At 68.0% G+C, this 24,959-nt stretch carries 27 protein-coding genes; 8 read left to right on the forward strand and 19 right to left on the reverse strand.

All coding sequences use genetic code 11. The features are described 5' to 3' along the window. Positions 1 to 34: 34 nt before the first annotated feature. From QTI51_RS09955 to QTI51_RS10025, 15 genes are all read right to left on the reverse strand, one after another. A complete protein-coding gene (locus QTI51_RS09955) occupies positions 35 to 967 on the reverse strand; it encodes a family 2A encapsulin nanocompartment shell protein (protein WP_116907517.1) in 933 nt (310 codons plus the stop codon). Positions 968 to 1,028: 61 nt separating this feature from the next. Continuing rightward, positions 1,029 to 1,298, reverse strand: coding sequence for a helix-turn-helix domain-containing protein (locus QTI51_RS09960; RefSeq protein ID WP_093240461.1), 270 nt, complete (start codon positions 1,296 to 1,298; stop codon positions 1,029 to 1,031). Beyond that, a complete protein-coding gene (gene epsC, locus QTI51_RS09965; RefSeq protein ID WP_116907516.1) occupies positions 1,295 to 2,212 on the reverse strand; it encodes a serine O-acetyltransferase EpsC in 918 nt (305 codons plus the stop codon). The genes QTI51_RS09960 and epsC overlap by 4 nt, the downstream gene beginning before the upstream one ends. Before the next feature lie 37 nt (positions 2,213 to 2,249). After that, the gene (locus QTI51_RS09970) at positions 2,250 to 2,732 is read right to left on the reverse strand and encodes a rhodanese-like domain-containing protein (RefSeq protein ID WP_116907515.1); all 483 of its coding nucleotides are present in this window, start codon (positions 2,730 to 2,732) and stop codon (positions 2,250 to 2,252) included. Positions 2,733 to 2,956: 224 nt separating this feature from the next. Beyond that, positions 2,957 to 3,172 (reverse strand): TOBE domain-containing protein, encoded by a 216-nt coding sequence (locus QTI51_RS09975; RefSeq protein ID WP_007829250.1) that lies wholly within the window; start codon positions 3,170 to 3,172, stop codon positions 2,957 to 2,959. A gap of 72 nt (positions 3,173 to 3,244) precedes the next feature. Next, complete coding sequence (locus QTI51_RS09980) at positions 3,245 to 3,841, reverse strand: malonic semialdehyde reductase (RefSeq protein WP_116907514.1); 597 nt, start codon at positions 3,839 to 3,841, stop codon at positions 3,245 to 3,247. A gap of 19 nt (positions 3,842 to 3,860) precedes the next feature. Then, positions 3,861 to 5,150: an O-acetylhomoserine aminocarboxypropyltransferase/cysteine synthase family protein gene (locus QTI51_RS09985; RefSeq protein ID WP_116907513.1), complete on the reverse strand. Its 1,290-nt coding sequence runs from the start codon at positions 5,148 to 5,150 to the stop codon at positions 3,861 to 3,863. A gap of 46 nt (positions 5,151 to 5,196) precedes the next feature. Beyond that, complete coding sequence (locus QTI51_RS09990; protein ID WP_116907512.1) at positions 5,197 to 6,051, reverse strand: ATP-binding cassette domain-containing protein; 855 nt, start codon at positions 6,049 to 6,051, stop codon at positions 5,197 to 5,199. A 4-nt stretch (positions 6,052 to 6,055) separates the two neighbouring features. Beyond that, positions 6,056 to 7,048 carry an aliphatic sulfonate ABC transporter substrate-binding protein gene (locus tag QTI51_RS09995; protein ID WP_116907511.1) on the reverse strand — a complete coding sequence of 331 codons (993 nt, stop codon included), beginning with the start codon at positions 7,046 to 7,048 and terminating at the stop codon, positions 6,056 to 6,058. A 10-nt stretch (positions 7,049 to 7,058) separates the two neighbouring features. Then, positions 7,059 to 7,931, reverse strand: a complete 873-nt coding sequence (ssuC, locus tag QTI51_RS10000) for an aliphatic sulfonate ABC transporter permease SsuC (protein WP_116907510.1) — start codon at positions 7,929 to 7,931, stop codon at positions 7,059 to 7,061. A 9-nt stretch (positions 7,932 to 7,940) separates the two neighbouring features. Further along, complete coding sequence (ssuD, locus tag QTI51_RS10005) at positions 7,941 to 9,110, reverse strand: FMNH2-dependent alkanesulfonate monooxygenase (protein WP_116907509.1); 1,170 nt, start codon at positions 9,108 to 9,110, stop codon at positions 7,941 to 7,943. After that, the gene (locus tag QTI51_RS10010; RefSeq protein ID WP_116907508.1) at positions 9,110 to 10,066 is read right to left on the reverse strand and encodes a sulfonate ABC transporter substrate-binding protein; all 957 of its coding nucleotides are present in this window, start codon (positions 10,064 to 10,066) and stop codon (positions 9,110 to 9,112) included. Before QTI51_RS10010 ends, ssuD begins: the two co-directional genes overlap by 1 nt. Positions 10,067 to 10,126: 60 nt before the next feature. Further along, positions 10,127 to 11,206, reverse strand: coding sequence for a sulfonate ABC transporter substrate-binding protein (locus QTI51_RS10015; protein ID WP_116907507.1), 1,080 nt, complete (start codon positions 11,204 to 11,206; stop codon positions 10,127 to 10,129). A 129-nt stretch (positions 11,207 to 11,335) separates the two neighbouring features. After that, positions 11,336 to 11,920, reverse strand: coding sequence for an NADPH-dependent FMN reductase (gene ssuE, locus QTI51_RS10020; RefSeq protein WP_116907506.1), 585 nt, complete (start codon positions 11,918 to 11,920; stop codon positions 11,336 to 11,338). A 7-nt stretch (positions 11,921 to 11,927) separates the two neighbouring features. Next, on the reverse strand, positions 11,928 to 12,980 hold the full coding sequence (locus QTI51_RS10025) for a sulfate ABC transporter substrate-binding protein (protein ID WP_116907505.1): 1,053 nt from the start codon (positions 12,978 to 12,980) through the stop codon (positions 11,928 to 11,930). 148 nt (positions 12,981 to 13,128) lie between these two features. On the opposite strand from QTI51_RS10025, the gene QTI51_RS10030 reads away from it, so the two are divergent. Together QTI51_RS10030 and mnmC are read left to right on the forward strand one after the other, a co-directional pair. Continuing rightward, positions 13,129 to 13,404: an oxidative damage protection protein gene (locus QTI51_RS10030; protein ID WP_013541095.1), complete on the forward strand. Its 276-nt coding sequence runs from the start codon at positions 13,129 to 13,131 to the stop codon at positions 13,402 to 13,404. Positions 13,405 to 13,422: 18 nt separating this feature from the next. After that, positions 13,423 to 15,276: a bifunctional tRNA (5-methylaminomethyl-2-thiouridine)(34)-methyltransferase MnmC2/FAD-dependent 5-carboxymethylaminomethyl-2-thiouridine(34) oxidoreductase MnmC1 gene (mnmC, locus tag QTI51_RS10035; protein ID WP_286515981.1), complete on the forward strand. Its 1,854-nt coding sequence runs from the start codon at positions 13,423 to 13,425 to the stop codon at positions 15,274 to 15,276. Between the two features lie 175 nt (positions 15,277 to 15,451). On the opposite strand, the gene QTI51_RS10040 is transcribed toward mnmC, so the two are convergent. Continuing rightward, positions 15,452 to 15,769 (reverse strand): antibiotic biosynthesis monooxygenase family protein, encoded by a 318-nt coding sequence (locus QTI51_RS10040; RefSeq protein WP_116907503.1) that lies wholly within the window; start codon positions 15,767 to 15,769, stop codon positions 15,452 to 15,454. Between the two features lie 126 nt (positions 15,770 to 15,895). On the opposite strand from QTI51_RS10040, the gene QTI51_RS10045 reads away from it, so the two are divergent. Both QTI51_RS10045 and QTI51_RS10050 read left to right on the forward strand, forming a co-directional pair. Then, positions 15,896 to 16,804, forward strand: a complete 909-nt coding sequence (locus tag QTI51_RS10045; protein WP_286515874.1) for a transglutaminase family protein — start codon at positions 15,896 to 15,898, stop codon at positions 16,802 to 16,804. 250 nt (positions 16,805 to 17,054) lie between these two features. After that, positions 17,055 to 18,602, forward strand: a complete 1,548-nt coding sequence (locus QTI51_RS10050; protein ID WP_116907501.1) for an alpha/beta hydrolase family protein — start codon at positions 17,055 to 17,057, stop codon at positions 18,600 to 18,602. Positions 18,603 to 18,635: 33 nt separating this feature from the next. Here the strand turns inward: QTI51_RS10050 and QTI51_RS10055 are convergent, their stop codons facing one another. Next, complete coding sequence (locus QTI51_RS10055; protein ID WP_116907500.1) at positions 18,636 to 20,123, reverse strand: sensor histidine kinase; 1,488 nt, start codon at positions 20,121 to 20,123, stop codon at positions 18,636 to 18,638. After that, on the reverse strand, positions 20,123 to 20,848 hold the full coding sequence (locus QTI51_RS10060; RefSeq protein WP_286515873.1) for a response regulator transcription factor: 726 nt from the start codon (positions 20,846 to 20,848) through the stop codon (positions 20,123 to 20,125). The genes QTI51_RS10055 and QTI51_RS10060 overlap by 1 nt, the downstream gene beginning before the upstream one ends. Positions 20,849 to 20,945: 97 nt before the next feature. On the opposite strand from QTI51_RS10060, the gene QTI51_RS10065 reads away from it, so the two are divergent. From QTI51_RS10065 to msrA, 4 genes are all read left to right on the forward strand, one after another. Beyond that, positions 20,946 to 21,632, forward strand: a complete 687-nt coding sequence (locus QTI51_RS10065) for a cytochrome b/b6 domain-containing protein (RefSeq protein ID WP_503011493.1) — start codon at positions 20,946 to 20,948, stop codon at positions 21,630 to 21,632. 8 nt (positions 21,633 to 21,640) lie between these two features. Next, entirely contained in the window at positions 21,641 to 22,432 is a 792-nt protein-coding gene (locus QTI51_RS10070) for a molybdopterin-dependent oxidoreductase (protein ID WP_116907497.1), read from the forward strand. Positions 22,433 to 22,541: 109 nt separating this feature from the next. Continuing rightward, positions 22,542 to 22,823 (forward strand): pentapeptide MXKDX repeat protein, encoded by a 282-nt coding sequence (locus QTI51_RS10075; RefSeq protein WP_116907496.1) that lies wholly within the window; start codon positions 22,542 to 22,544, stop codon positions 22,821 to 22,823. A gap of 95 nt (positions 22,824 to 22,918) precedes the next feature. Continuing rightward, positions 22,919 to 23,620, forward strand: a complete 702-nt coding sequence (msrA, locus tag QTI51_RS10080) for a peptide-methionine (S)-S-oxide reductase MsrA (RefSeq protein WP_116907495.1) — start codon at positions 22,919 to 22,921, stop codon at positions 23,618 to 23,620. A gap of 34 nt (positions 23,621 to 23,654) precedes the next feature. Here the strand turns inward: msrA and QTI51_RS10085 are convergent, their stop codons facing one another. Continuing rightward, the gene (locus tag QTI51_RS10085) at positions 23,655 to 24,953 is read right to left on the reverse strand and encodes an acetyl-CoA hydrolase/transferase family protein (protein ID WP_116907494.1); all 1,299 of its coding nucleotides are present in this window, start codon (positions 24,951 to 24,953) and stop codon (positions 23,655 to 23,657) included. Positions 24,954 to 24,959: the final 6 nt, after the last annotated feature.

Raw genomic sequence — 24,959 nt, forward strand, 5'->3', positions numbered from 1 at the left:
CGCCTGGAATCGATGGTGTGCTGCTCACCGCGGCTTACTTGTAGGTGTCGGCGTAGTCGTGGTACTTGCCGATCTCGACGTCGTCGAGCACGGCCAGCGCGTCGGTGGTCAGCACCGCCAGCGAGCAGTACAGCGAGATCAGGTACGACGCGATCGCATGGTTGTTGATGCCCATGAAGCGCACCGACAACCCCGGGCCCTGCTCGCCCGACAGGCCGGGCTGGAAGAGCCCCACCACGCCCTGGCGCTTGTCGCCCACGCGCAGCAGCAGGATCTTGCTCTTGCCGTCGGCCACCGGCACCTTGTTCGACGGAATCAGCGGAATGCCGCGCCAGGTGATGAACTGCGAGCCGAACAGGCTCACGGTGGGCGGCGGCGTGCCGCGGCGCGTGGCTTCGCGGCCGAAGGCGGCAATGGCCAGCGGATGGGTCAGGAAGAAGGCGGGCTCCTTCCACACCTTGGTCAGCAGCTCGTCGAGGTCGTCGGGCGTGGGGGCGCCGGTGAGCGGGAAAATGCGCTGCTCTTCCGTCACCTGCGCCAGCAGGCCGTAGTCGGGGTTGTTGATGAGCTCGCTCTCCTGGTTCTCCTTGATCGTCTCGATCGTCAGGCGCAGCTGTTCCTTGATCTGGTCGTGCGGGCTGCTGTAGAGGTCGGAGATGCGGGTGTGCACGTCGAGCACGGTGCTCACGGCGTTCAGGAAGTGCTCGCGCGGGTTTTCTTCGTAGTCGACGAAGGTGCGCGGCAGCTGGTTTTCTTCTTCGCGCGAGGTGCAGGTGACCTTGATCGACTCGGGGTTCTTGACCTTGTTGACGCGGTAGATGCCCGCTTCCACCGGCACCCACTGCAGCAGGTGCGTCAGCCAGCGCGGGCTGATCGTCTCGAGCTGGGGAACGGTCTTGGTGGCATTGGCTAGCTGGCGTGCGGCGTTGTCGCCAAGGGCGGTGGTACCACCGACTGTTGCGCTCATGGATCAAGGCTCCTGTTGGGAAGAAAGTGGCCGCCAGTGTCCGGCGGCCACGGGTTTTCCCTCAACAGGCTATAGCCGCCAAGTTGATCCGCCGCGCAAGGCGCGATTGCTCCAGCTGCTCGCAGCGCATGAGCAGGCCCACCATGTTGATGCCCAGCGCCGTGGCCAGCTTCTGCGCGGTGACGATCGACGGAATGACCCGCCCGCGCTCGATCTCGCCCACGTAGGAGCGGTTCAGGTCGGAGCGCTCCGCCAGCTCTTCCTGCGACCAGCCCTTGCCTTCGCGCAGCTGGCGCACCGTGACACCGAAGTCTTCGACGAACGCCTTCATGCGCCGCCACCCGCCTTCGGTGCGTTCTGCAGGCTGGCCTGCGTGACGCTGGCACCCGGGGGCACGTCGTCGGTGATCCACACGTTGCCGCCGATGACCGCGCCCTTGCCCAGCGTGACGCGCCCGAGGATGGTGGCGCCCGCGTAGATGACCACGTCGTCCTCCACCACCGGGTGCCGCGGCAAGCCCTTCTGCAGGTTGCCTTCGGTGTCGGTGGGAAAGCGCTTGGCGCCGAGCGTGACGGCCTGGTACAGCCGTACGCGCTTGCCGATGACGGCCGTTTCGCCGATGACGACGCCCGTGCCGTGGTCGATGAAGAAGCCCGCGTCGATCTTCGCGCCGGGGTGGATGTCGATGCCCGTCTGCCCGTGCGCCAGCTCGGCCACGATGCGCGCCAACAGCGGCAGGCCGAGCTTGTAGAGCTCGTGCGCCAGGCGGTGGTGGATCATCGCGAGCACGCCCGGGTAGCACAACAGCACCTCGTCCACGCTGCGCGCGGCGGGGTCGCCCTGGTAGGCGGCGAGCACGTCGCTGTCGAGCAGGCGGCGAAGGCCGGGCAGCGCATTCGCGAACTTGCGAATGGCGTCGGTGGCGATGTCGTCTATTTCGTGGGCCGGTCGCGGCTCGTGGCGCGCGTTGAAGTTCAGCTCCAGCCGGGCCTGCACCAGCAGCGCCTGCAGGGCCGAGTCGAGCGTGTGGCCGACGTAGAAGTCTTCGCTCTCGTGGCGCAGGTCCGGCGGGCCAAGCCGCATGGGAAAGAGCGCGCCTTTCAGCGACTCCACGGTCTGCGAGAGCGCCTCGCGCGACGGAAACTCGCGCGCGCCGGGTTCGCGCGAACGGCGCTGCGAATCGCGCCATTCGTCTCGCACGCCGTGCAGCGCACGAACGATGTCGCTCACTTCGAAATGGGCCATGTAGGTGCTTTCCGTGGAGGGTCGGTGGTTTAGCGGATCAGTCTTGCACCCACGGCAGGCCGTGGAAGCGCCAGCCGTCGGAGCCGCCGCGGTGCTGGCGCTCGTCGATCTCGCCTTCGAAGCCTTCGAGCACGTTGAACACCTGCGTGAAGCCGGCCTTGGCAGCAGCCTCGGCCGCCAGCGCCGAGCGCTTGCCGCTGCGGCACAGCAGCAGCGCCACGGCCTCCTTGCCGCCGTCTTTCGCCAGCCTGGCTTCCAGCTCGCGCACGAAGCGCGGGTTGCGGGTGAGCGCGGTGCCCGTGGCCCAGGCCACGTGCACGCCCTCTGGCACATGGCCGACAAACTTGCGCTCTTCGCCCGAGCGCACGTCGACCAGCACGGCCGCCCCGCTCTTCACGAGCTCCCAGGCGACCGGGGGCGTCACGCCGCCGGCGTAGGGCCACCCTGCTTCGCTGGCGTGGCGGCGGGCCTCTTCGAGGGCGGGCGGCAGGGAGACGACGTCTTCAACTTCCACTGACATGGGCTTTGGCTCCTGTTGTGCGTGGGTGCATGCCATCTTGATTGATGGCGATCGCCACCACTGTAGGAGTACAGGCGTGAAGATCAAACGACTGAAAAGGCGATTCTTTAGAACCAATCCGTATATCGCGCCCTTCTTTGTGCCCTTCGCTGCTTTTCCCGCACCAGACACAAAAAAACCCGGCCGCCGCGAGGCGCCGGGTTGCCGAGGGCCCCGCGGGACGCTCAGAGCTTGGCGATCGACACTTCGGTCGACTTCACCAGCGCGACCACGTCGGAGCCCACCTTCAGTTGCAGCTCGTCGACCGAGCGCGTGGTGATCACCGAGGTGACGATGCCCCAGGCGGTCTCGACATCGACTTCGGAGACGACGTCGCCGCGGATGATTTCGCGGACCTTGCCCTTGAACTGGTTGCGTACGTTGATGGCTTGGATGGACATGATGGGTTCTCTTTCAGGTTGAGGAAATTCGTTGAGGAAAAGCACGAGGCAATGAAATGAAGGGCGCCGCCGTCAGACGATCTCGGCCACTTCGTCGAACGCCAGCCGGGGGCCGCGCTCGAAGGTGCCGGCGTGGTCGGCCACACCCAGGTTGACCAGGAAGTTCGCCTTGTAGCGGCCGTCCGGGAAGAAGGTCTTGTCGACCAGCTCGGCGTTGAAGCCCGACTGCGGGCCCGCGTCCAGCCCCAGCGAGCGCGCCGCCAGGATCAGGTAGGCGCCCTGCAGGCTGCTGTTGCGGAATGCCGTGGCCTGCGCCGCCTCGGCGCTGTTCTCGAAGATGGGCTTGGCGTCGTAGGCCGGGAACTGCGCGGGCAGGTGCTCGTAGAAGCGGGTGTCGTGCGCCACGATCACCGTCACGCCGGCGGCCAGCGTCTGCGCGGCGTTGCCGCCCGAGACGGCCGGCTTCAGCCGGGCCTTGGCTTCTTCGCTGCGCACGAACACGTAGCGTGCCGGCTGCGCGTTGAACGCGGTCGGGCCCCACTTGAGCAGGTCGTACAGCTGGCGGATGAGTTCGTCGCTCACGGGCACGGGCTTGAAGGCGTGCACGGTGCGTGCCTTGCGGAACAGCTGGTCCAGCGCGGCGTCGGGAATGGCTTGCAGTGTGGTCATGGTTTCAGGAAGGCGGTTTTCAGTTCGATGCCGCGGCCAGCGCCTGGTCGAGGTCGGCAATGAGGTCGTCGATGTGCTCGATGCCCACCGACAGGCGCACCGTGTCTTCGGTCACGCCGGCCTTGGCCAGTTCTTCGGGCGACAGCTGGCGGTGCGTGGTCGATGCGGGGTGCGTGGCCAGCGAGCGCACGTCGCCGATGTTCACCAGGCGCGTGAAGAGCTTCAGCGCATCGAGAAACTTCGCCCCGCCCTCGCGGCCGGCACCAATGCCGAAAGTGAGCACGCCGCTGGATCGCCCGCCGAAATATTTCTTCGCCAGCGCGTGGTCGGCGTGGTCTTCGAGCGCGGCGTAGTTGACCCAGTTCACCGACTTGTTGCGCTTCAGGTGCTGCGCCACCGCCAGCGCGTTGCTGCTGATGCGGTCCATGCGCAGCGCGAGCGTCTCGATGCCCTGCAGGATCAGGAACGCGTTGAAGGGCGAGATGGCCGCGCCCGTGTTGCGCAGCGGCACCACGCGCGCACGGCCGATGTAGGCCGCCGGGCCCAGCGCCTCGGTGTAGACCACGCCGTGGTAGCTCGGGTCGGGCTCGTTCAGTCGCTTGAAGCGCTGCTTGTGCTCGGCCCACGGGAACTTGCCCGAATCGACGATGGCCCCGCCGATGCTGGTGCCGTGGCCGCCCAGGTACTTGGTGAGCGAGTGCACCACGATGTCGGCGCCGTGCTCGATGGGCCGGCTCAGGTACGGCGAGGGCACGGTGTTGTCGACGATGAGCGGCACGCCGTGGCGGTGCGCGATCTCGGCGATGGCCGCAATGTCGGTCACGTTGCCCGCGGGATTGCCCAGCGACTCCACGAACACCGCCTTCGTCTTGTCGTCGAACAGCTTCTCAAAGCTGTTCGGGTCGCGGTGGTCGGCAAAGCGCGTGGTGATGCCGAACTGCGGCAGCGTGTGCGCGAACAGGTTGTAGGTGCCGCCGTAGAGCGCGGTGCTGCTGATGATGTTGTCGCCGGCCTCGGCGATGGTCTGGATCGCGTAGGTCACCGCCGCCTGGCCCGAGGCAAGCGCCAGCGCGGCAATGCCGCCTTCGAGCGCGGCCACGCGCTGCTCGAGCACGTCCTGCGTCGGGTTGTTGATGCGGGTGTAGATGTTGCCCGGCACCTTCAGGTCGAACAGGTCCGCGCCGTGCTGCGCGCTGTCGAACGCGTAGGCCACCGTCTGGTAGATGGGGGGCGCCACCGCGCGCGTGGTGGGCTCGGGCGAATAGCCGGCGTGCACCGAGAGGGTTTCGAATTTCCAGTTCTGCGACATGCGACTGCCTTTCAAATGGCCAAACTTGGCAAAGGGATGAAGACGCTCAGATCGCCCAGCGCAGCGCGTGCGCGGGGGTGTTGAGCCAGCTTGCGTCGGTGCTCTCTGGCGCGGTGTCTTCCGGCTTCTGCAGCACCCTGTCGAGGATTCGTTTTTCAATGGCCGCGAAGGCCGGGTCGCCCTGCGAGCGAGGGCGGGCCAGCGCGATGTTCTCGTCGAGCGCGATGCGCCCGTCTTCGATCAGGATCACGCGGTCGGCCAGCGCCACGGCCTCCTGCACGTCGTGCGTCACCAGCAGCGCGGTGAAGCGGTGGCGCTGCCACAGGTTCTCGATGAGGCGGTGCATCTCGATGCGGGTGAGCGCGTCGAGCGCGCCCAGCGGCTCGTCCAGCAGCAGCAGCCGCGGGTGGTGCACCAGCGCGCGCGCCAGGGCCACGCGCTGGCGCTGGCCGCCCGACAGGCGCGCCGGCCATTCGTTCTCGCGGTCGGCCAGGCCCACGTGCGCCAGCACTTCCTTGCCGCGCGCCTTGGCGTCGGCGGGCAGGCCCAGCGTCACGTTGTCGAGCACCCGGCGCCAGGGCAGCAGGCGCGCCTCCTGGAACATGATGCGGGTGTCGTCGTGCAGGCCGTGCACGGCGCGCCCGTCGGTGTAGAGGCCGCCGTCGCTCGGCTCCTCGAGCCCCGCGATGAGCCGCAGCAGCGTGCTCTTGCCGCAGCCGCTGCGCCCGACGATGGCGATGAACTGGCCCGGCTCGATGGTCAGGCGCGTGTTGCGCAGCACCTCGCGCGCGCCGTAGCGTTTGTGCAGGCCGCGGGCCTCCAGGCGGACGCCGCCGGCAATGGCTTGCGGGTGACCTTGGGCCTGGGCCTGGGGTTGGATGTCTTTCAGTGCGGCACTCATGGTTTCAGGCTCCCGGCTTGAACAGCGCCACGTTCAGCGCATCGATTTTTTTCGGCAGCAGCTTCTCGGCGAAGAAGGCATCGGCAATGCGCTGCTGTTCGCCCAGGCCTTCGGGCACTACCGGGCGCACCGCGTAGCTGCGGCGGGCGTTGGCCTGCTCGATGGTGGCGGCGTCCAGCCCCCACACGGGCGCGAGCAGCGCGGCGGCGTCCTTCGGGCTTTGCTTGACCCACTTGCCGGTCTTCTCGAGCTCGGCGTAGACCACGCGCAGCACATCGGGCCGCGCCTTCGCGAACTTGGTGCTCGCCAGGTAGTAGCGCTGGTAAGACGCGATGCCCGCGCCGTCGGCCAGCACGCGCACGTTCGACTGGCGCTGCGCGGCGGCCAGGAACGGGTCCCACACCACCCACGCATCGATGGCGCCCTTCTCGAAGGCCGCGCGGCCGTCGGCGGGCGTGAGGTACGCGGGCGTGATGTCCTTGAACGACAGGCCGGCCTTTTCCAGCGCGGCAATCAGCAGGTAGTGCGCACCGGCCGCCTTGGCGAAGCCGACCTTCTTGCCCTTCAGGTCGGCCACGGTCTTCAGCGGCGAGTCTTCGCGCACCACGATCGCCTGCGCGGCGGGCGACGGCGCCTCCTGCGCGATGAAGGTCAGGTCGGCGCCGGCGGCCTGCGCGAACACGGGCACGGTGTCGGCCACGTCGGCGCTGATGTCGAGGTTGTCCAGGTTCAGCGCCTCCAGCAGCGGCAGGCCGCTGGTGAACTCGTGCCAGCTCACGTTCACGTTGAGCGGCGCGAGCTGCTTTTCGAGCGCGCCCTGCACCTTCAGCACGGCGATCAGCGTGGAAGATTTCTGGTAGCCGATGCGCACGGTCGAAGTGCGCGCCGGGGTGCCCTGCGCAAAGGCCGAAGTGGCCGTGCCGGCTGCGGTGGCGCCGAGCGCGCCCAGCGTGGCGATGGCGGCGCGGCGGGACAGCTTGAAGTCGAAGTTCGTCATGCCCGTGCCCTCACTTCGCCTTCTTCTGGTAACCGGGGTGCCAGCGCAGCCACCATTGCTCCAGGCCGCGCGCGAACAGGTCGGCCAGCTTGCCGAGCAGCGCGTACAGCAGGATGCCCACCAGCACGATGTCGGTCTGCAGGAACTCGCGGGCGTTCATCGTGAGGTAGCCGATGCCGGCCTGCGCCGAGATGGTTTCCGCCACGATCAGGATCACCCACATCAGCCCGAGTGAGAAGCGCAGCCCCACCAGGATGGACGACAGCGCCCCCGGCAGGATCACTTCGCGGTACAGCTGCCAGCGCGTCAGGCCATAGGTGCGGCCCATCTCGATGAGCTGCGGGTCGACGTTGCGAATGCCGTGGAAGGTGTTCAGGTAGATCGGGAAGAACACCGACACCGAGATGAGGAACAGCTTGGCCGACTCGTCGATGCCGAACCACAGGATCACCAGCGGAATGAGCGCCAGCGCCGGAATGTTGCGCACCATCTGGATGGTGGAGTCGAGCAGCGTCTCGGCGAACTTCACCGAGCCCGTGAGCAGGCCCAGCGCCAGCCCGGCGCCGCCGCCGATGGCCAGCCCCGCCAGCGCGCGGCCCGCGCTCACCTTCACGTGCGTCCACAGCTCGCCGGAGGCCGTGAGCGTCCACGCGGCCTTGATGACGTCGATGGGTGCCGGCAGCACGCGCGTGCTGAGCCAGCCCAGCGACGACGCCACCTGCCAGAACACGATGAGCCCGACCGGCACCAGCCACGGCACCAGCCGGTGGGCCACGCCGACGGCGAAGTTGCTGAAGGCGTTGCCGGTGCTCTCGGTGCTCTTGGTGTTTTCCTTAGGCGCGACGGACGTCACGGCCGGCAGTTCCTGCACTTGTTCGGTCATGGGAGCCCTTCAGCTTTGGGAAACGAGGCGCGACGGCGCATCGAGGTTGGCCACCACCTCGCCGAACGGGCCGCTCAGCGAGCCGCCCGCCAGCTGGGTCTTCGCCTTGCGCGACAGCAGCGGGAACACCAGCTCGGCGAAGCGGTAGGCCTCTTCCAGGTGCGGGTAGCCCGACAGGATGAACTTGCCCAGGCCCAGCGCCGCGTACTCCTCGATGCGCGCGGCCACCGTCTTCGGGTCGCCCACCAACGCGGTGCCGGCACCGCCGCGCACCAGGCCCACGCCGGCCCACAGGTTGGGGGAAATCTCCAGGTCGGCGCGCGAGCGCTTGGCGCCGCCTGCGTGCAGCGCGGCCATGCGGCGCTGGCCTTCGGAGTCCATGCGCGCGAACACGGCCTGCGCGCGCACCACGGTCTCGTCGTCCACGCGGCTGATGAGCTCTTCGGCGGCCTTCCAGGCGGCGTCCTCGGTCTCGCGCACGATCACGTGCAGGCGAATGCCGAACTCGACCTTGCGGCCCCGGGCCTCGGCGCGCGCGCGCACGTCGGCGATCTTCTTGGCCACCTCCGCGGGCGGCTCGCCCCAGGTCAGGTAGGCATCGACCTGCTCGGCGGCCAGCTCGTGCGCCGGCGCCGACGAGCCGCCGAACCACACGGGCGGATGCGGCTTCTGCACCGAGGGGTACAGCAGCTTGGCGCCCTTCACGCTCAGGTGCTTGCCCTCGAAGTCGAAGCTCTGGCCCTCATGCCCGCGCGCGATGATCTCGCGCCAGATGCGGATGAACTCGGCCGACTGCTCGTAGCGCGACGCATGGTCGAGGTACACGCCGTCGCCCTCGAGCTCGGCCTGGTCGCCGCCGGTGACCAGGTTCACCAGCAGCCGCCCGCCCGAGAGCCGGTCGAAGGTCGCGGCCATGCGCGCGGCCAGGCTGGGCTGGTGCAGGCCCGGACGCACGGCGACCAGGAACTTGAGCTTCTTGGTGGAGCCGATCAGGCTGGACGCGATCACCCACGGGTCTTCGCACGAGCGGCCGGTGGGAATGAGCACGCCTTCGTAGCCCAGGTGGTCGGCCGCGCCGGCAATCTGCTGCAGGTAGTCGAGGTCGACCGCGCGCGCGCCTTCGCTGGTGCCGAGGTAGCGGCTGTCGCCGTGCGTGGGCAGGAACCAGAAGATCTGCATCACGCCACCCCTGCGCCGGCGGCTTCGAGCACGTTGATCTTCTTGGGGATCAGCTTCAGCTCGAAGAAGGTGTCGGCAATTTTTTGCTGCTCGCCCAGGATGGCCTTGGTGATCGGCGTGGTGCCGTAGGCCGAGCGGTTGACCGACAGCTCGGCCACCGGCTTGGGCAGGCCCCAGAGCGTGGCCAGCTCGCCGGCCAGTTCGCCCTTGTTGGCGGCGCCCCAGACGTCGATCTTGTTGAGCTCCTCGATGGCGATGGCCAGCACGTCGGCGTTCTTCGCCACGTAGTCGAGCGACGAGAAGTAGTACGCGCGGTTGCCCACCACGCCGGTGGCGTCGGCGAGCACGCGGGCGTCCAGCGTCTTTTCCGCGGCGGCCAGGAACGGGTCCCAGATGACCCAGGCGTCGACCGAGCCCTTCTCGAAGGCGGCACGCGCGTCGGCCGGCGGCAGGTAGACCAGGTTCAGGTCGCTGTACGGCAGGCCGTGCTTCTCGAACAGCTTGACGATGAAGTAATGGACGTTCGAGCCCTTGTTGAGCGCGATCTTCTTGCCCTTCAGGTCGGCCACGCTCTTGATGGCGGAGCCTTTGGGCACCAGCACCGCTTCGGACTGCGGGCGCTGCACGGTCGCGCCCACGTAGGCCAGCGGCGCGCCGGCGGCCTGCGCGAAGATGGGTGGCGCTTCGCCCACGTCGCCGAAGTCGATGGAGCCGACGTTCAGCGCCTCCAGCTGCACCGGGCCGGCCGTGAACTCGGTCCACTTCACGCTCACGCCCAGCGGCGCCAGCCGCTTTTCGAGCGTGCCGCGGCCCTTGAGCAGCGTGAGGTAGCCCTTCTGGTTGCCGATGCGGAACTGGCGCGCGGGCGCCTGGGCCAGCGCGGCGAACGACGGCAGTGCAATGGCGGTGGCGGCGCCCTGGATCAGGCGGCGGCGGGGAATGGAAATGCGGGTCATGGTGTGCGGCTCGGAGTGGGAGTCGAAGACTTGGAGGGGGTGGCGACCGGCGGGGCCGGATCAGGGCTGGGCCGCGACCACGGCGTCGCTGACCTTGATTGGCTTGGGAATGAGCTTCAGCGCGTAAAAGGTGTCGGCGATCTTTTGCTGGTCGGCCGCGACGGCCGGCGTGATGGGCTTCACGTTGAACTCGTAGCGGCGCAGTGCTAGCTCGACCACGTCCACCGGCAGGCCCTGCAGCGGCGCGATCAGCTCGGCCGCCTGGCGCAGGTTCTTCTTCAGCCAGATGCCTTGCGCCACCGAATCGGCGAACAGCGCATCGATCACCTTCGGGTTGTTCTTCACGAAGGCGCGCTCGCCCAGGTAGTACTGGTAGTTGTTGACGACGTCGGCGGTGCCGCCCGTGCCGTTCGTGCCACTCGTTCCACTCGTGCCATCGGCCAGCACGCGCGCGCCGGTCGCCTTCTCGGCCGCGGCCTGGAACGGGTCCCAGATCACCCAGGCGTCGACGTTCTTGCTCTCGAAGGCGGCGCGGCCGTCGGCGGGGGCCAGGTACACGGGCTGGATGTCGGAGAGCTTCAGGCCGTTTTTCTCGAGCTGCTTCACGAGCAGGTAGTGCACGTTGCTGCCCTTGTTGAGCGCCACCTTCTTGCCCTTGAGGTCGGCGACCGACTGGATGGGCGAGTCCTTGGTGACCAGGATTGCCTCGGCGCGCGGCGCGGCCGGGTCGAAGCCGAAGTAGACGAACTTCGCACCCGCGGCCTGCGCGAAGATGGGCGGCGCCTCGCCGACGAAGCCGACATCGACCGCACCCACGTTCAGCCCTTCGAGCAACTGCGGCCCGGCCGGAAACTCGACCCACTTCACACCGAAGCCCAGCGGCGCGAGCCGCTTCTCCAGCGAGCCCTGCGCCTTCTGCAGCACGAAGAGGCTGGCTGATTTCTGGTAGCCGATGCGCAGCTCGCCCTGGGCCTTGCCCTGCGCGGGCGCCTGGGCATGGGCCGAGGCGGCTGAAACGAAGCTCACGATCAGCGCGATGGCCGCGACCACGATGGCGCTGACCAGCAGGTCGCGCAAGCCGCGCAGGAAGGAGCGCGGCGGTATGTCGAGCACGGAGTCCTCGGTGGCGACGGGGTTCATGCGTGAATTCCTTGGTCTGAAGAAATTTCGGGCGACAGCTTTCCCGCACCGCGCACAGGCGGTTTTCAGGCAAAGCGGGAGGGAGGAACGGGGGTCTGAAAAAAGCCGGGCTCGCGCGGAGCCCCGGCGTCAGACGCTACATCGCACGCGCGAGAAAGGCACGGATTCGAAACCGTGTGCCGGGGGCAGCTTCAGCCCCTCGGTGGCGAGCACCTCGACGGCCTCGTTGAGGCGCTCGGCCAGGTCGGGATGCACCTGGTAGGCGTTCTCGGGCGTCAGCGTGATCTGCGAATCGCTGGCGTACACGCCCGGCAGGATGTGGCGCGCCGACAGCGACTGCAGCACGGGCCGCAGCGCGTAGTCGAGCGCGAGCATGTGGTGCGGGCTGCCACCGGTGGCCAGCGGCAGCACCGTCTTGCCCTTGAGCGCGTTCTGCGCAAGCAGGTCGAGAAACACCTTCAGCACGCCGCTGTAGGCCGCCTTGTAGACCGGCGTGGCCACCACGATGGCGCGCGCCTCGGTCACCTTGGCGATGGCCGCGACGATGGCCGGATGGTTCCAGTCGGCCAGCAGCAGCGCCTGCGCCGGGAGGTCGCGGATCCAGAGGCGCTCGATGCGCGCATGGCGGCTCGCCAGCCGCTCGCCCACCGCCTCGAGCAAGGCGGTGGAACGCGAGGGCGCGGAGGGGCTGCCGGCAATCAGGAGAACGGACACGGCGTTTTTACTTTTGCTTGGGGGCGTAGATCTGGTCGAAGGAACCGCCGTCGGCGAAGTGCTCCTTGTCGGCCTTGGCCCAGCCGCCGAAGGCGCCGTCGATGGTCACCAGCGTGAGCTTGGGGAACTGCTTGTCGTACTTGGCCTTGGCCGTGTCCGAGGTCGGGCGGTAGAAGTTGCGGCCGGCAATGTCCTGGCCTTCGTCGGAGTACAGGTACTTCAGGTACTCCTCGGCCACGACGCGCGTGCCCTTCTTGTCGACCACCTTGTCGACCACGGCCACGCTGGGCTCGGCCAGGATGGAGATGGAAGGCACCACGATCTCGAACTTCTCGGGGCCGAACTCCTTCAGCGCCAGGAAGGCTTCGTTTTCCCAGGCCAGCAGCACGTCGCCCACGCCGCGTTGCACGAAGGTGATGGTGGAGCCGCGCGCGCCGGTGTCCAGCACGGGCACGTTCTTGAACAGGTTGCCGATGTATTCCTTGGCCTTGGCGTCGCCACCGTACTTGCGCTTGGCGAATTCCCAGGCGGCCAGGTAGTTCCAGCGGGCGCCGCCCGAGGTCTTGGGGTTGGGGGTGATCACCTGCACGCCGGGCTTGACCAGGTCGTCCCAGTCCTTCAGGCCCTTGGGGTTGCCCTTCTTCACCAGGAACACGATGGTCGAGGTGTAGGGCGCGGAGTTGTGCGGCAGGCGCTTTTGCCAGTCGGGCTTGACCAGGCCGCCGTGCGTGACGAGCGCATCGACGTCGCCGCCCAGGGCCAGCGTGGCCACGTCGGCGTCGATGCCGTCGATGATCGAGCGGGCCTGCTTGCCCGAGCCGCCGTGCGACTGCTTGATCGTCACTTCCTGGCCGGTCTTGGCCTTCCAGTACTTGGCGAAGGCCTGGTTGTAGTCCACGTACAGCTCGCGCGTCGGGTCGTAAGACACGTTCAGCAGCGTGACCGGGCCCTTGTTGGCCGCGGCTGCGCCCTGCGCGAACGTCGGCAATGCCGACAGGGCCAAAGCACCGGCCACGCCGGCACCCAGGGAAAGCTTGATAAAGTCGCGGCGAATGCTCATGGTGTCTTGCTCTAAAAAGGCATATCGATGAAGCTGTGTATTCTCAATAAGGCATATAGAAACTGGAACGACCAAGTTTTCAGTTCTAAATAGCTAAATCAACTAAGCACCCGCTTACCCCACTTTTCCCGTTCAAAGGCAATCAGAAATGGCACGCATGGTTCAGTGCATCAAGCTCGGCAAAGAGGCCGAAGGGCTCGACTTCCCGCCCTATCCAGGTGACCTGGGCAAGCGCCTTTGGGAAAACGTGAGCAAGGAGGCCTGGGCCGCCTGGCTCAAGCAGCAGACGATGCTGGTCAATGAAAACCGGCTCAACCTGGCCGACCTGCGCGCCCGCCAGTATCTGGCGCGCCAGATGGAAAAGCACTTCTTCGGCGAAGGCGCCGACGTGGCACAGGGCTACGTGCCCCCGCCTGCCGCCTGAGCGCCCGGCTCGGCCGTGATCGCTGAGCCGGTGACCTGGCGCGCCGACGGCGTGCCCCGCAGCGAACGCTTCGACGACATCTACCACACCGAAACCGGCGCACTCGCGCAGGCACGCCACGTGTTCCTGCGCGGCTGCGGCCTGCCGCAGGCATGGGCCGGACAGCCGCAATGGCTGGTTCTCGAAACCGGCTTCGGGCTGGGACTCAACTTCCTGACCACCTGGCAAGCGTGGCGCTCGGACCCCGGGCGGCCGCGCATGCTGCATTTCGTTTCCGTCGAGGCCCACCCGGTGTCGGCGGCCGACCTGCTGCGCGCCGCCGAGGCCTACGCTGAACTCGCGCCCCTGGCGCGCGACCTGGCCGCGCAATGGCACGGCCTGCTGCCCGGCTTTCACCGGCTGTCGTTCGACGACGGCCGCGTGCTGCTCACCCTGTGCGTCGGCGATGTGCAGCCGATGCTGCGCGCGCAGCGTTTCGAGGCCGACAGCATCTTCCTCGACGGCTTCAGCCCCCAGCAGAACCCGGCGATGTGGTCCGAAGACACACTCAAGGCCGTGTCGCGCTTCGCCCGGCAAGGCACGCGCGTCGCCACCTGGACCATCGCGCGGGCGATTCGCGATGCGCTGACGCAGTTCGGCTTCGCGACAGAGAAAGACCCGGGCCTGCCCCCCAAGCGCGATTGCCTGCGCGGCGTGTTCGCACCCGCCTGGACCGTGCGGCGCCGGGAGCCGGTGCCCCAGCGCATCGAAACGCCCGGCCGCTGCGCGGTGATCGGCGCGGGACTGGCCGGCGCGGCCGTGGCCGCCAGCCTTGCGCGGCGCGGCTGGCAGGTCACGGTGCTGGACGCGGCGGACCGGCCGGCCTCCGGCGCGTCGGGCTTGCCGGTCGGCATGCTCGCGCCGCATGTGTCGCCCGACGACGCCTTGCTGTCGCGCCTTACCCGGGCCGGCATCCGCGCCACCTGGGGCGAGCTGGCGCGGCTGCTGGAAGAAGGCCGCGACTGGCGCGCCAGCGGCGTGCTGGAGCGCCGGCCCGACGGCGACGTGCGCGTGCCCGCAGGCTGGCGCAGCGACGGCCCCAACGAATCGTGGCCCGCGACGCCCGAGCAGCTCGCCGCGGTCGGCCTGCCAGTCGACGCACCCGCGCTCTGGCACCAACGCGCCGCCTGGGTGCGGCCGCCCCGGCTGATCGCCGCTTGGCTGCGGCAGCCGGGCGTCGAGTTTCGTGGCGGTTCCCGGGTCGCGCGGGTGGCGCGGGTGGCGCAAGGTTCAAACGGCTGGCAGCTGTTCGACCCATCGGGCGAATTGCTGGCGGACGCAGACCGCGTGGTCGTCTGCGCCGGGTTCGAATCCGGCGCCTTCGCGGCGAACCTGCCCCTGCAGCCCGTGCGCGGCCAGGTCGCGTGGGGCTCGATGCCCGCCGACGTGAACCTGCCCGCCACGCCCCTCAACGGCGACGGTCATTTGGTCGCCCACGTGCCGCACGACGAAGGCACCCCCATCTGGCTCGCGGGCGCGACCTTCGACCGCGACAGCACCAGCCTGTCCCCCACGCACGAAGATGCGGATGCCAACCGCGAACGCCTGGCGCGGCTGCACCCGGCTGCGGCCTCCGCGCTGGAACAGGCCGAAGCCAACACCTGGGTCGGCATCCGCTGCGCCTCGGGCGACCGCCGCCCGCTGGTCGGTGCCTTAGCCCCGGACGCCACCGACGGCCCGGACAACCCAGGCCTGTGGGTGTGCACCGCCCTGGGCTCCCGCGGCCTCAGCTTCGCGGCCTTGTGCGCCGAACTGCTCGCGGCGCAATGGCACGCGGAGCCCCTCCCCTTGCCGGCCACGTTGGCCAAGGCACTGAGCACGCAGCGGCTCTGAGCGAATCCCCCCGGGCGCAGCCGAAGCGCGCCCCGATCAGCCAACGCCCTGCCCAGCGATCACGTCGATGGGGTGCCTTGCGCAGCGAAATAAAGGAGGAGCCGAAGGCGGGGGACATTCGCGCAGCAAGGCACCCCGTCGGCGTGATCGCAGCCCTGAACTGAAACCCCGTACCTCAGCCCGCCAGCAGGTGGTCGATCCGCGCATCCCCATACGTGCGCACCACCTCGGAAATCACCACCTTGTAGCCATCGAGCCAGTTCGCCTGCGCCGCCTTCGCCTGCTGGTGCACCGGGTGCCGGATCAGCGCCTGCAGGCTTTCCAGCGACTCCCAGTAGTACACGTTCGACACCAGCCCGTTGCCCGTGTTCTCCCACGCCTCTTCCCCGAGATAGCCCGGCAGCGACTTCGCAGCCTCGGCGATGGTCTGGTCCAGGCGATGGAACTCGTCGTCGAACTGCTTTTTGGCGAAGATGAAGGTGGCGGCGTACATAGCGCTCCCGAAAACAGAGGAAAAAAGAAAGCCCGGAATCCGGGCGGGCGCCGATTCTGCGGCATACGCCTGTCATCTCCACTGCAATTCGCCGCAATCCCCCGGTTGCCACGCGAAAACGTGAGAATGGACCGCATGGCCATCCAGTACGACATCCTGCACACCACCGTCTATCGGTACAACACCCCGGTCACCTTCGGCCAGCACCGCGTCATGTTCCGCCCCCGCGACAGCCACGACCTGCGCGTGCTCGCCACCGACCTGCAGGTGAGCCCGCAGGCCTTCACCCGGCTTATTCAAGACCCGCACTCCAACTCCGTGGCGCTGGTGCAGCCCATGGGCGAGGCGACCGAACTGCGCATCGTGTGCTCGTTCACCATCGAGCATGTTCCGGCGCAGCAAGACCAGCTCGCCCTCGACCCCGCGGCCGAATTCCTGCCCTTCGCCTACACCCTGCAGGAGCGGCTCGACCTCGAGCACTACCTGCGCCCGCACCACGACGACGACAGCCAGGGCACGCTCATTCGCTGGGCCCACCAGTTCCTGCACACCGACAAGCCCAACAGCACGCGCGAGGTGCTCACGCGCATGAACGCGCACATCGGCCAGAGCCTGGAGTACAAGGCGCGCGACGAAGAAGGCACGCAGTCGCCCCTGCAGACGCTGGCGCTGGGCAGCGGCAGTTGCCGCGACTACGCCCTGCTGATGATGGAAGCCACGCGCCGCCTCGGCATCGCCACGCGCTTCGTGTCAGGCTACATCTACGACGCCGCGCTCGACAACGCCGCCACCGCGCAGGGCGACTCCATGACCGGCGCCGGCACCACGCACGCCTGGCTGCAGGCCTACCTGCCCGGCGTGGGCTGGCTGGCCTTCGACCCGACCAACAACCTGATGGGCAGCGGCCAGCTCATTCGCGTGGGCGTCTCGCGCGACCCCGCGCAGGCCGCGCCCATCTCGGGCAGCTGGTACGGCGACGCCGAGGCCTACGAAGGGCTCGAAGCCACCGTAGTGGTCACGCGGCGCAAGAACTGATGCGCTGACGCGCCAACCAGGCGCCACCCGCGCTCCTCCTGCAGCCGCCTTCTGCTGCAGCGCCCTGCTCCCCTTCGTGCTGTCGCGCAGGCGATAGCCGTTGCGGGAAATCCCGCAGCGGCACATCTCGCAACACCTCTACGCTGCGCCGCCGGCCCAGTGAAATAGCACGGTCGTTCTGAACGACTGCGGGTGCCTTGCTGCGCCGGTTTTTCTTCCAAGAACTCACAAGAACGGAGAGAGACATCCCATGCATTCCACGCGCCTGACATTCATTGCCCTGGCCGCCGGCCTTCTTGTCGCCTCGTGCGGCGGCGGCAGCGACAACAACGGTTTTGCCTTCACGCCCATCGCCCAGCTGCCGCCGGCCCCGCCCGCGCCGCCGGCGCCTCCGCCGCCCGCCGTGGCCCCTCCGCCCGCACCCGAGGAAACCCGGCTGCAAGACGCCCGCACCTCCTTCGCGCCGGCCGACCCGAGCGCCACCACCTTCACCGCGATGGCGGCGGTGGACGGCGGCGACGCCTTCGACTACGCCGGCACCAGCCGCTGGAGCGGCATGCTCGGCGGCGCGCAATACAAGGTGGAAGTACCGAAGAACTGGAACGGCAGGCTCGTGATGTACGCCCACGGCTATGCCGGCGAAGGCAACCTGCTCGCGGCCAACGCGCCGCCCATTCGCCGCCACCTGCTCCAGCAGGGCTATGCCTGGGCCGCGTCGAGCTACAGCAAGAACTTCTACGACGTGCGCGCGGGCGTGGAAGACACCAACGCGCTGGCGCTGCAGTTCAACGCCATCGCCAAGGCCGGCGGGCGCGAGCTGGCCGCGCCCGACCGCGTCTACATCACCGGCCATTCGATGGGCGGCCACATCACCGCCGCGGCCATCGAGGACGAGGCCTACGCCACCGCCAACCACAAGGTGAAGTACAACGGCGCCGTGCCGATGTGCGGCGTGGTGGGCGACACCGAGCTGTTCGACTACTTCGCCGCCGCGCAGGTGGCGGCGCAGACGCTCGCGGGCCAGGCGACCTACCCGACACCGAAGTGGGCGGACATTGCGATCCAGGTGACGGGAACCTTGTTCAGCAAGTTCGACACGAGCGCCATCACGCCCACGTCGCCGCTGGGCATGCAGTACGCGTCGGTCCTGCAGAACCTGAGCGGCGGCAAGCGCCCTCTGTTCACCCAGGGCCTCACGGTCGGCGCCTCGTTCACCGCCGTGTGGGGCGTGTTCGGCAGCGACGGCACCGTCAACGGCATCCTGAACAAGAGCACGCTGGACACCAACCGCTTCACCTACAAGATCGACGGCGACACCGCCGCCTCCGATGCGCTCAACGCCGCCGCGCAGAAGCTCACGGCCGTGGCCGACGCCAACCGGCTGCGCACCGACGGCCTGCGCTGGATTCCCAAGGCCAATGGCGAGTTCAAGATCCCGGTGGTCACTCTGCACACGCTGGGCGACCTGTACGTGCCCTTCAGCATGGAGCAGGTCTACAACAAGCGCGTGGCCGCCAAGGGCAACAGCCAGTGGCTGGTGCAGCGCGCGATCCGCGGCATCACCCACTGCGACTTCACCATCAAGGAGCAGGAAGAAGCCTTCGACGACATGGTGGCGTGGGAGCAAGGCGGCGCCAAGCCGGCGGGCGACGATGTGGTCACACCAGCCACGGTGGCCAACGACTTGTACGGCTGCACGTTCACGCGCAACGCGACCGGCACGGACGACAGCGCGACCGTGACCGCGGTGCGCAACCAGTTGAAAGCGGGGCCGTTGTCCTGCTCGCCACCGATCTGAACGCGCGCTGAAGCGGCCGCTGCCGGTGCCTCCTCAGGCACCGGCCGCACCGCCCAGCTGAAAGCGAAACACCGCGCCCCGTTCGGGCTGCTGCACCAGGCGAATGTCGCTGCCGTGCAGCTGCAGGATGCGCTTGACGATCACCAGGCCCAAGCCCCCGCTGCTCGCGCTGTCGGTGCGCGAGCCGCTCATGAACACGGGGCGCATGAACAGCGCCTTCTGCAACTCATTCGGAATGCCCGGCCCCGTGTCGCTCACCTGCACCGCGACGCCGGCGTTTTCCGGGCGCAGCTGCACCACGATCTCGCCGCCCGCGGGCGTGTGGCGGATGGCGTTGTCCAGCAGGTTGGTCAGCACGCGCTCGATCATGCCGAGGTCGGCCGACACCACCGGCAGGCCCGGCGCAATGTCGGGCTTCAGGCGCTGGTGGCGCGCCTCGGCTGCGAGCTCGAACTTCTGGAACACGTCCTGCACCAGGTCGGCCAGCGCAAAGTTTTCTTTCTCGGGCTTGACCACGCCGTATTCGAGCCGCGCCAGCTCGAACACCTCCTGCGCGAGCCGCCCGACCTTGCGGCTCTGGCCCAGCGCAATCTCCAGGTAGCGCCGGCGCTCGGCCTCGTCGAGCGTGCCGGACTTGAGCAGCAGCGTTTCCAGGTAGCCGTGCAGCGACGTGAGCGGCGTGCGCAGGTCGTGCGAAATGTTGGCGAACAGCTCGCGGCGCTGCTGGTCTTGCAGCGTCAGCTCGCGCCATTGCTCGGCGATGCGCCGCGTCATCTGCGTGAAGGCCTGGCCCAGCTGCGCGATCTCGTCGCTGCCCTGCGACAGGCGCTCCAGCGTGGGCGCCTCGCTCTCCAGCGAGGCGATGCCTTCGGTCTCGAAGCGCTTCACCGCGGCGGTCAGCTCGCGCAGCGGCCGCGTGATGAGGCGGAACGCGGCCAGCCCGGCCAGCAGGCCGAGCAGCGCCACCAGCCCCATCGACCACAGCGTGGTGCGCAGCACGTTGTCGGCCGCCACGTTGGCCACCAGCGCGTCGTGGTCCTCGCCCTGCAGCACCACGTACACATAGCCCGCGTCGCGATCGCCCATGCGCAGCGGCGCCGCGCTGAACACCTTGCGCGCGTCGGGGCTGCGCGGGTCGTCGCCGGCAATGGGCAGCGGCGCCCCGGCCAGCAGCTTGCGGATGGGGCCCAGCTCGACCTTGTCGCGCTTCAGGTGACCCGGCGGCGCGGCCTGCGCCTCGATGCGGCCGTCCAGCCCCAGCAGGTAGACCTCCACGCTGGGGTTGACCGCCATCAGCTTGTCGAACAGGTCTTTCACCGCAGCCTGGTTCAGGCCGCCGGGCTTCATGAGCTCGGCGTTCTCGGCGATGTGCGCGGCCAGCCCGCTCGACAGCCGCTGGATGACCTCCTGCTCGTGCATGCCGTTGGAGCGCACCTGCAGCCACGCCGAGGCGCCGCAGCACACCAGCAGCAGCGCCGCGAACACCACGGACAGCCGCCGCGACAGGCTGGCCCAGACCATCACGGCGCCTCCTCCCCGCTGGCGGAGGCCGAGAGCTTGTAGCCGCGCCCCCACACCGTGAGGATGCGCCGCGGCTCGGCCGGATCGGCCTCGACCTTGGTGCGCAGCCGGTTGATGTGCGTGTTCACCGTGTGCTCGTAGCCGTCGTGCTGGTAGCCCCAGACCTGGTTGAGCAGGTCGAGCCGCGAGAACACCTTGCCCGGGTTGCGCGCAAAGAAGTACAGCAGGTCGAACTCCCGCGGCGTGAGCTCGATGGGCTTGCCGTCCAGGCGCACCTCGCGCGCCAGCGGCTCGATGTCGAGGTTGCCCAGCGTGAGGCTGCCCGACTCCATGCGCGCGTTGCGCGCCAGCGCGTCGGTGCGCCGCAGCAGCGCCTTCACGCGCGCCACCAGCTCCAGCACCGAGAAGGGCTTGGCCAGGTAGTCGTCCGCGCCCAGCTCCAGCCCCAGGATGCGGTGCACCTCGCTCGAGCGCGCGCTGATGATGATGATGGGCGTGTAGCGCGCCATGGCGCGGGCGCGGCGGCAGATTTCGAGCCCGTCGATGCCGGGCAGCATCAGGTCGAGCACCAGCGCGTCCCAGTTGCCGCGCTCCAGCTCGCGCAGGCCGGCGTGGCCGTCGGCGGCGTGCTCCACCGCGTAGCCCTCGTCGCGCAGGTGCATGCGAAGCAGTCCGGCGATGTGGGCGTCGTCCTCGACGATCAGCACGCGTTTGGCGGTGTCCATGGGGCCGATTGTCCTGCGATACGGCTTGGCGAGTTATCACGATTAATTGAACTTTGCGTGATGAATCGGCCATGGGGTGCGCCCAAGAATCCGCTCCATGAACAGCACAGCCATCGCCCCCCTTGCCGATCCGGCCCGCGCACCGGGTGATCAACCAGTGGATGAACCTCGAGACTCTCGCCCCATCCATCCGCTGTGGATGCGCATCACCCATTGGCTCAACGCGCTGGCCGTGGTGATCCTGGTGACCAGCGGCTGGCGCATCTACGACGCGGCGCCGTTCTTTCCGCTCACCATTCCCACGGTCGTCACGCTCGGCGGCTGGCTCGGCGGTGCGCTGCAGTGGCACTTCGCGGCGATGTGGCTGCTGGTGTTCAACGGCCTGGTGTACCTGGCGATGAACATCGCCAGCGGCCGGCTGGCGCGCAAGTTCTTTCCGCTGACGCCGCGCGGCGTGCTGCACGACGCACTGGCCGCGCTGAAGGGCCAGCTCTCCCACGCCGACCCGCGCCACTACAACAGCGTGCAGAAGCTGGCCTACCTGTTCGTGACGCTCGACCTGGTCGTCATCGTGCTGTCGGGGCTGGTGCTGTGGAAGTCGGTGCAGTTCCCCGTGCTGCGCGACCTGCTGGGCGGCTACGACTTTGCGCGGCGCATCCACTTCTTCGCGATGGCGGCCATCGTGGCCTTCGTTGTCGTGCACCTGGTGATGGTGGCGCTGGTGCCGCGCACCCTGCTGTCCATGCTGCGCGGCCGCGCTCCCCGGCATTCGTCCAACGTCTGACACGCCCCATGAAAATCTTCAAAGCCCCCACGTTGAGCGGCATCGACGGCGACGCCGTGCTGCACGAAGCCCGCTCGCTCATTGCGAAGAAGCTCGACCAGCCTTCGCGCCGCGCCTTCCTGCAGCGCTCGTTCACGCTCGGCGGCCTGTCCTTGCTCACGGGCTGCAGCATCAGCGACAACACCCAGGTGGAAGCCGCGCTCACGAAGATCTCGCGCTTCAACGACAAGGTGCAGGGCCTGATCTTCAGCCCCACGCAGCTGGCGCCGACCTACACCGAGGCCGAAATTACCCGCCCCTTTCCCTTCAACGCCTTCTACGGCGAAGACGAAGTGCGCGAGGTCGACGAAGCCAGCTACAAGCTCGAAGTGACCGGCATGGTCGCCGACAGGCACGCCTGGACGCTGGCCGAGCTGCGCGCCATGCCGCAGCACGACCAGATCACGCGGCACATCTGCGTGGAGGGCTGGAGCGCGATCGGCAAATGGGGCGGCGTGCGCTTTGCCGACTTTCTGCGCCACATCGGCGCCGACACCACCGCCAAGTACGTCGGCTTCAAGTGCGCGGACGACTACTACACCAGCATCGACATGCCCACCGCCCTGCACCCGCAGACGCTGCTCACGCTGACCTACGACGGCCAGCCGCTGCCGCCGAAGTACGGCTTTCCGATGAAGCTGCGGATGCCGACCAAGCTTGGCTACAAGAACCCCAAGCACATCAAGGCGATGTTCGTCACCAACACCTACACAGGTGGCTACTGGGAAGACCAGGGCTACAACTGGTTCGGAGGGAGCTGAGGGGCCGCCACAGCCGCTCGACTGCCGAAGAAAGCGCGAGGCCGAAGTTCAGTTCGCTGTAACCAGGCCGATCTTTGAAACGAAATCCAAACACAACCCAGGACTCCCAATGAACAAGCTCACCGCAACCCTGCTCGCAACCTGCATGGCCTTTGCCGGCGCCTCGGCCTTTGCCGCGGACTCGATGTCGAAGGACAGCATGGCCAAAGACGGCATGGCGAAAGACTCGATGTCCAAGGACGGCATGAAGAAAGACAGCATGGCCAAGGCCTCCATGTCGAAGGACGGCATGAAGAAGGATTCCATGGCCAAGGACGGCATGGCGAAAGACTCCATGTCCAAGGACGCCATGAAGAAAGACAGCATGGGCAAGGACGAGATGAAGAAGTAAGCGTCTCGGCCACGGCATTGACGCCCGGCAGTTTCAGCGTCAATGTCGCGCCAACCCGCTTTTCACTGCCACTCCAAGCAACCGAAGGACCCTTTATGAAATCCATCGCACTCACAGCCAGCACGCTGGCCGCCGCGGCCCTGGTGTGGCACGCGGTGCCCTCGTTCGCCGAGACCGCCCGCCGCGTGCCCGCGCCCACGGCCGACCTGGTGGCGCCCGCCACCGCCAAGACCGAGACCGCCGTGTTCGCCGGCGGCTGTTTCTGGGGCGTGCAGGGCGTGTTCCAGCGCGTGAAGGGCGTGAGCAATGCCGTGTCGGGCTACGCCGGCGGCGACGCCAAGACGGCGCGCTACGACGAAGTGGGCTCCGGCCGCACCGGCCATGCCGAATCGGTGCGCATCACCTACGACCCGCAGCAGGTCAGCTACGGCAAGCTGCTGCAGATCTATTTCTCGGTGGCGCACGACCCCACCGAGCTGAACCGCCAGGGCCCCGACAGCGGCACCCAGTACCGCTCCACCGTGTTCGCCGAGAACGCCGAGCAGGCCCGCATCGCCACCGCCTACATCGCCCAGCTCAACGCCGCCAAGACCTTCGGCAAGCCGCTGGCGACCACCATCGAGACCGCCAAGCCCTTCTTCGCGGCCGAGGACTACCACCAGGACTACCTCACGCTGCACCCGAGCCAGCCGTACATCGCGATCAACGACATGCCGAAGATCGACGACCTGAAGAAGCTGTTTCCCGAGAGCTACAAGGCCACGCCTTCGCTGGTGAAGGCGGCCAAGGCCGGCTGACCGGCGCGGATCGGGCCCAAACCCAGCCCCAGGCTCACAGCAGCTTCAGCCGCCCGGCCTGCTCCGTCAGCTCGGCCCGGAAGGCCGGGTGCGCGATGCCGATCAGCTCGCGCGCCCGCTGCTTGGCCGACTTGCCGCGCAGCTGCGCCACGCCGTACTCGGTCACCACGTAGTTGATGTCGTTCTTGCTCGTGCTCACGTGCGTGCCGGGCGACAGCGAGGGCACGATGCGCGAAATGGTGTCGTCCTTGGCGGTCGAGGGCAGCACGATGAAGGCCTTGCCGCCGCGCGAGCGGTTGGCCGCGCGCACGAAGTCCGACTGCCCGCCCGTGCCCGAGTACGGCGCGTAGCCCAGGCTCTCGGAGCCGCACTGCCCCATCAGGTCGATCTGCATCGTCGCGTTGATGGCAACGAGGTTGTCGTTCAGCCCCGCCAGCGCCGGGTCGTTGGTGAAATTGACCGGGTGCATTTCCAGCGACGGGTTGCGGTCCATGTAGCGGTAGAGCTTGCTGGAGCCCAGCGCGAAGGTGGCAATCGACTTGCCCGGCAGGTAGTTCTTGCGCCGGTTGGTGACCGCGCCGCTTTCCACCAGCGTGAGAATGCCGTCGCCGATCATCTCGGTGTGGATGCCCAGGTCGTGCTTGCCGGTGAGCTGCATCACCACCGCGTCGGGAATGCCGCCGTAGCCGATCTGCAGCGTGGAGCCGTCGTCGATCAGGTCGGCCACGTACTTGCCGATGGCCTCCTGCACCACGCCGATCTTCGGCAGGCCGACCTCCATCACCGGCGCCTCGTTCTCCACCAGCGCCGCCACCTGCGACACGTGCACATGGCAGGCGCCGTACGCAAAGGGCACGTTCGGGTTCACCTCGAGCACCACCGCTCGGGCCTTCGCAACGGCGGCCATGGTGTAGTCCGCGCCCAGGCTCAGCGCGAAGTAGCCGTGCGCGTCCATCGGCGAGGCCATGCTGAAGACCACGTCGGCCGGAATCTGCCCGCGTTCGATCTGCGACGGAATCTCGGAGAAGTAGTTGGGCAGGAAGTCGATCCAGCCCTGCTGCCCGCCCGCGCGCGTGGCGCCGCCGAAGAACAGCGCCACATGGCGCACGTGCTCCACGGTCTCGGGGTCGATGTAGGCGTACTTGCGCATCGCCAGGATCTGCGCGACCTTCACGTCGCGAAAATCGCGCCGCTGCTCCGACAGCGCCGTGAGCAGCGTGGGCGGCTCGCCGACGCCCGTGGGCACGACGATCATGTCGCCGTTGCGCACCTGGCGCACGGCATCGGCGGGAGAAGCGAGCTTCTGGCGGTACAGGTCCTGGGGCGTGGTCATGCGGGG

Source organism: Variovorax sp. J22G73, assembly GCF_030317035.1.
Lineage (GTDB): Bacteria > Pseudomonadota > Gammaproteobacteria > Burkholderiales > Burkholderiaceae_C > Variovorax.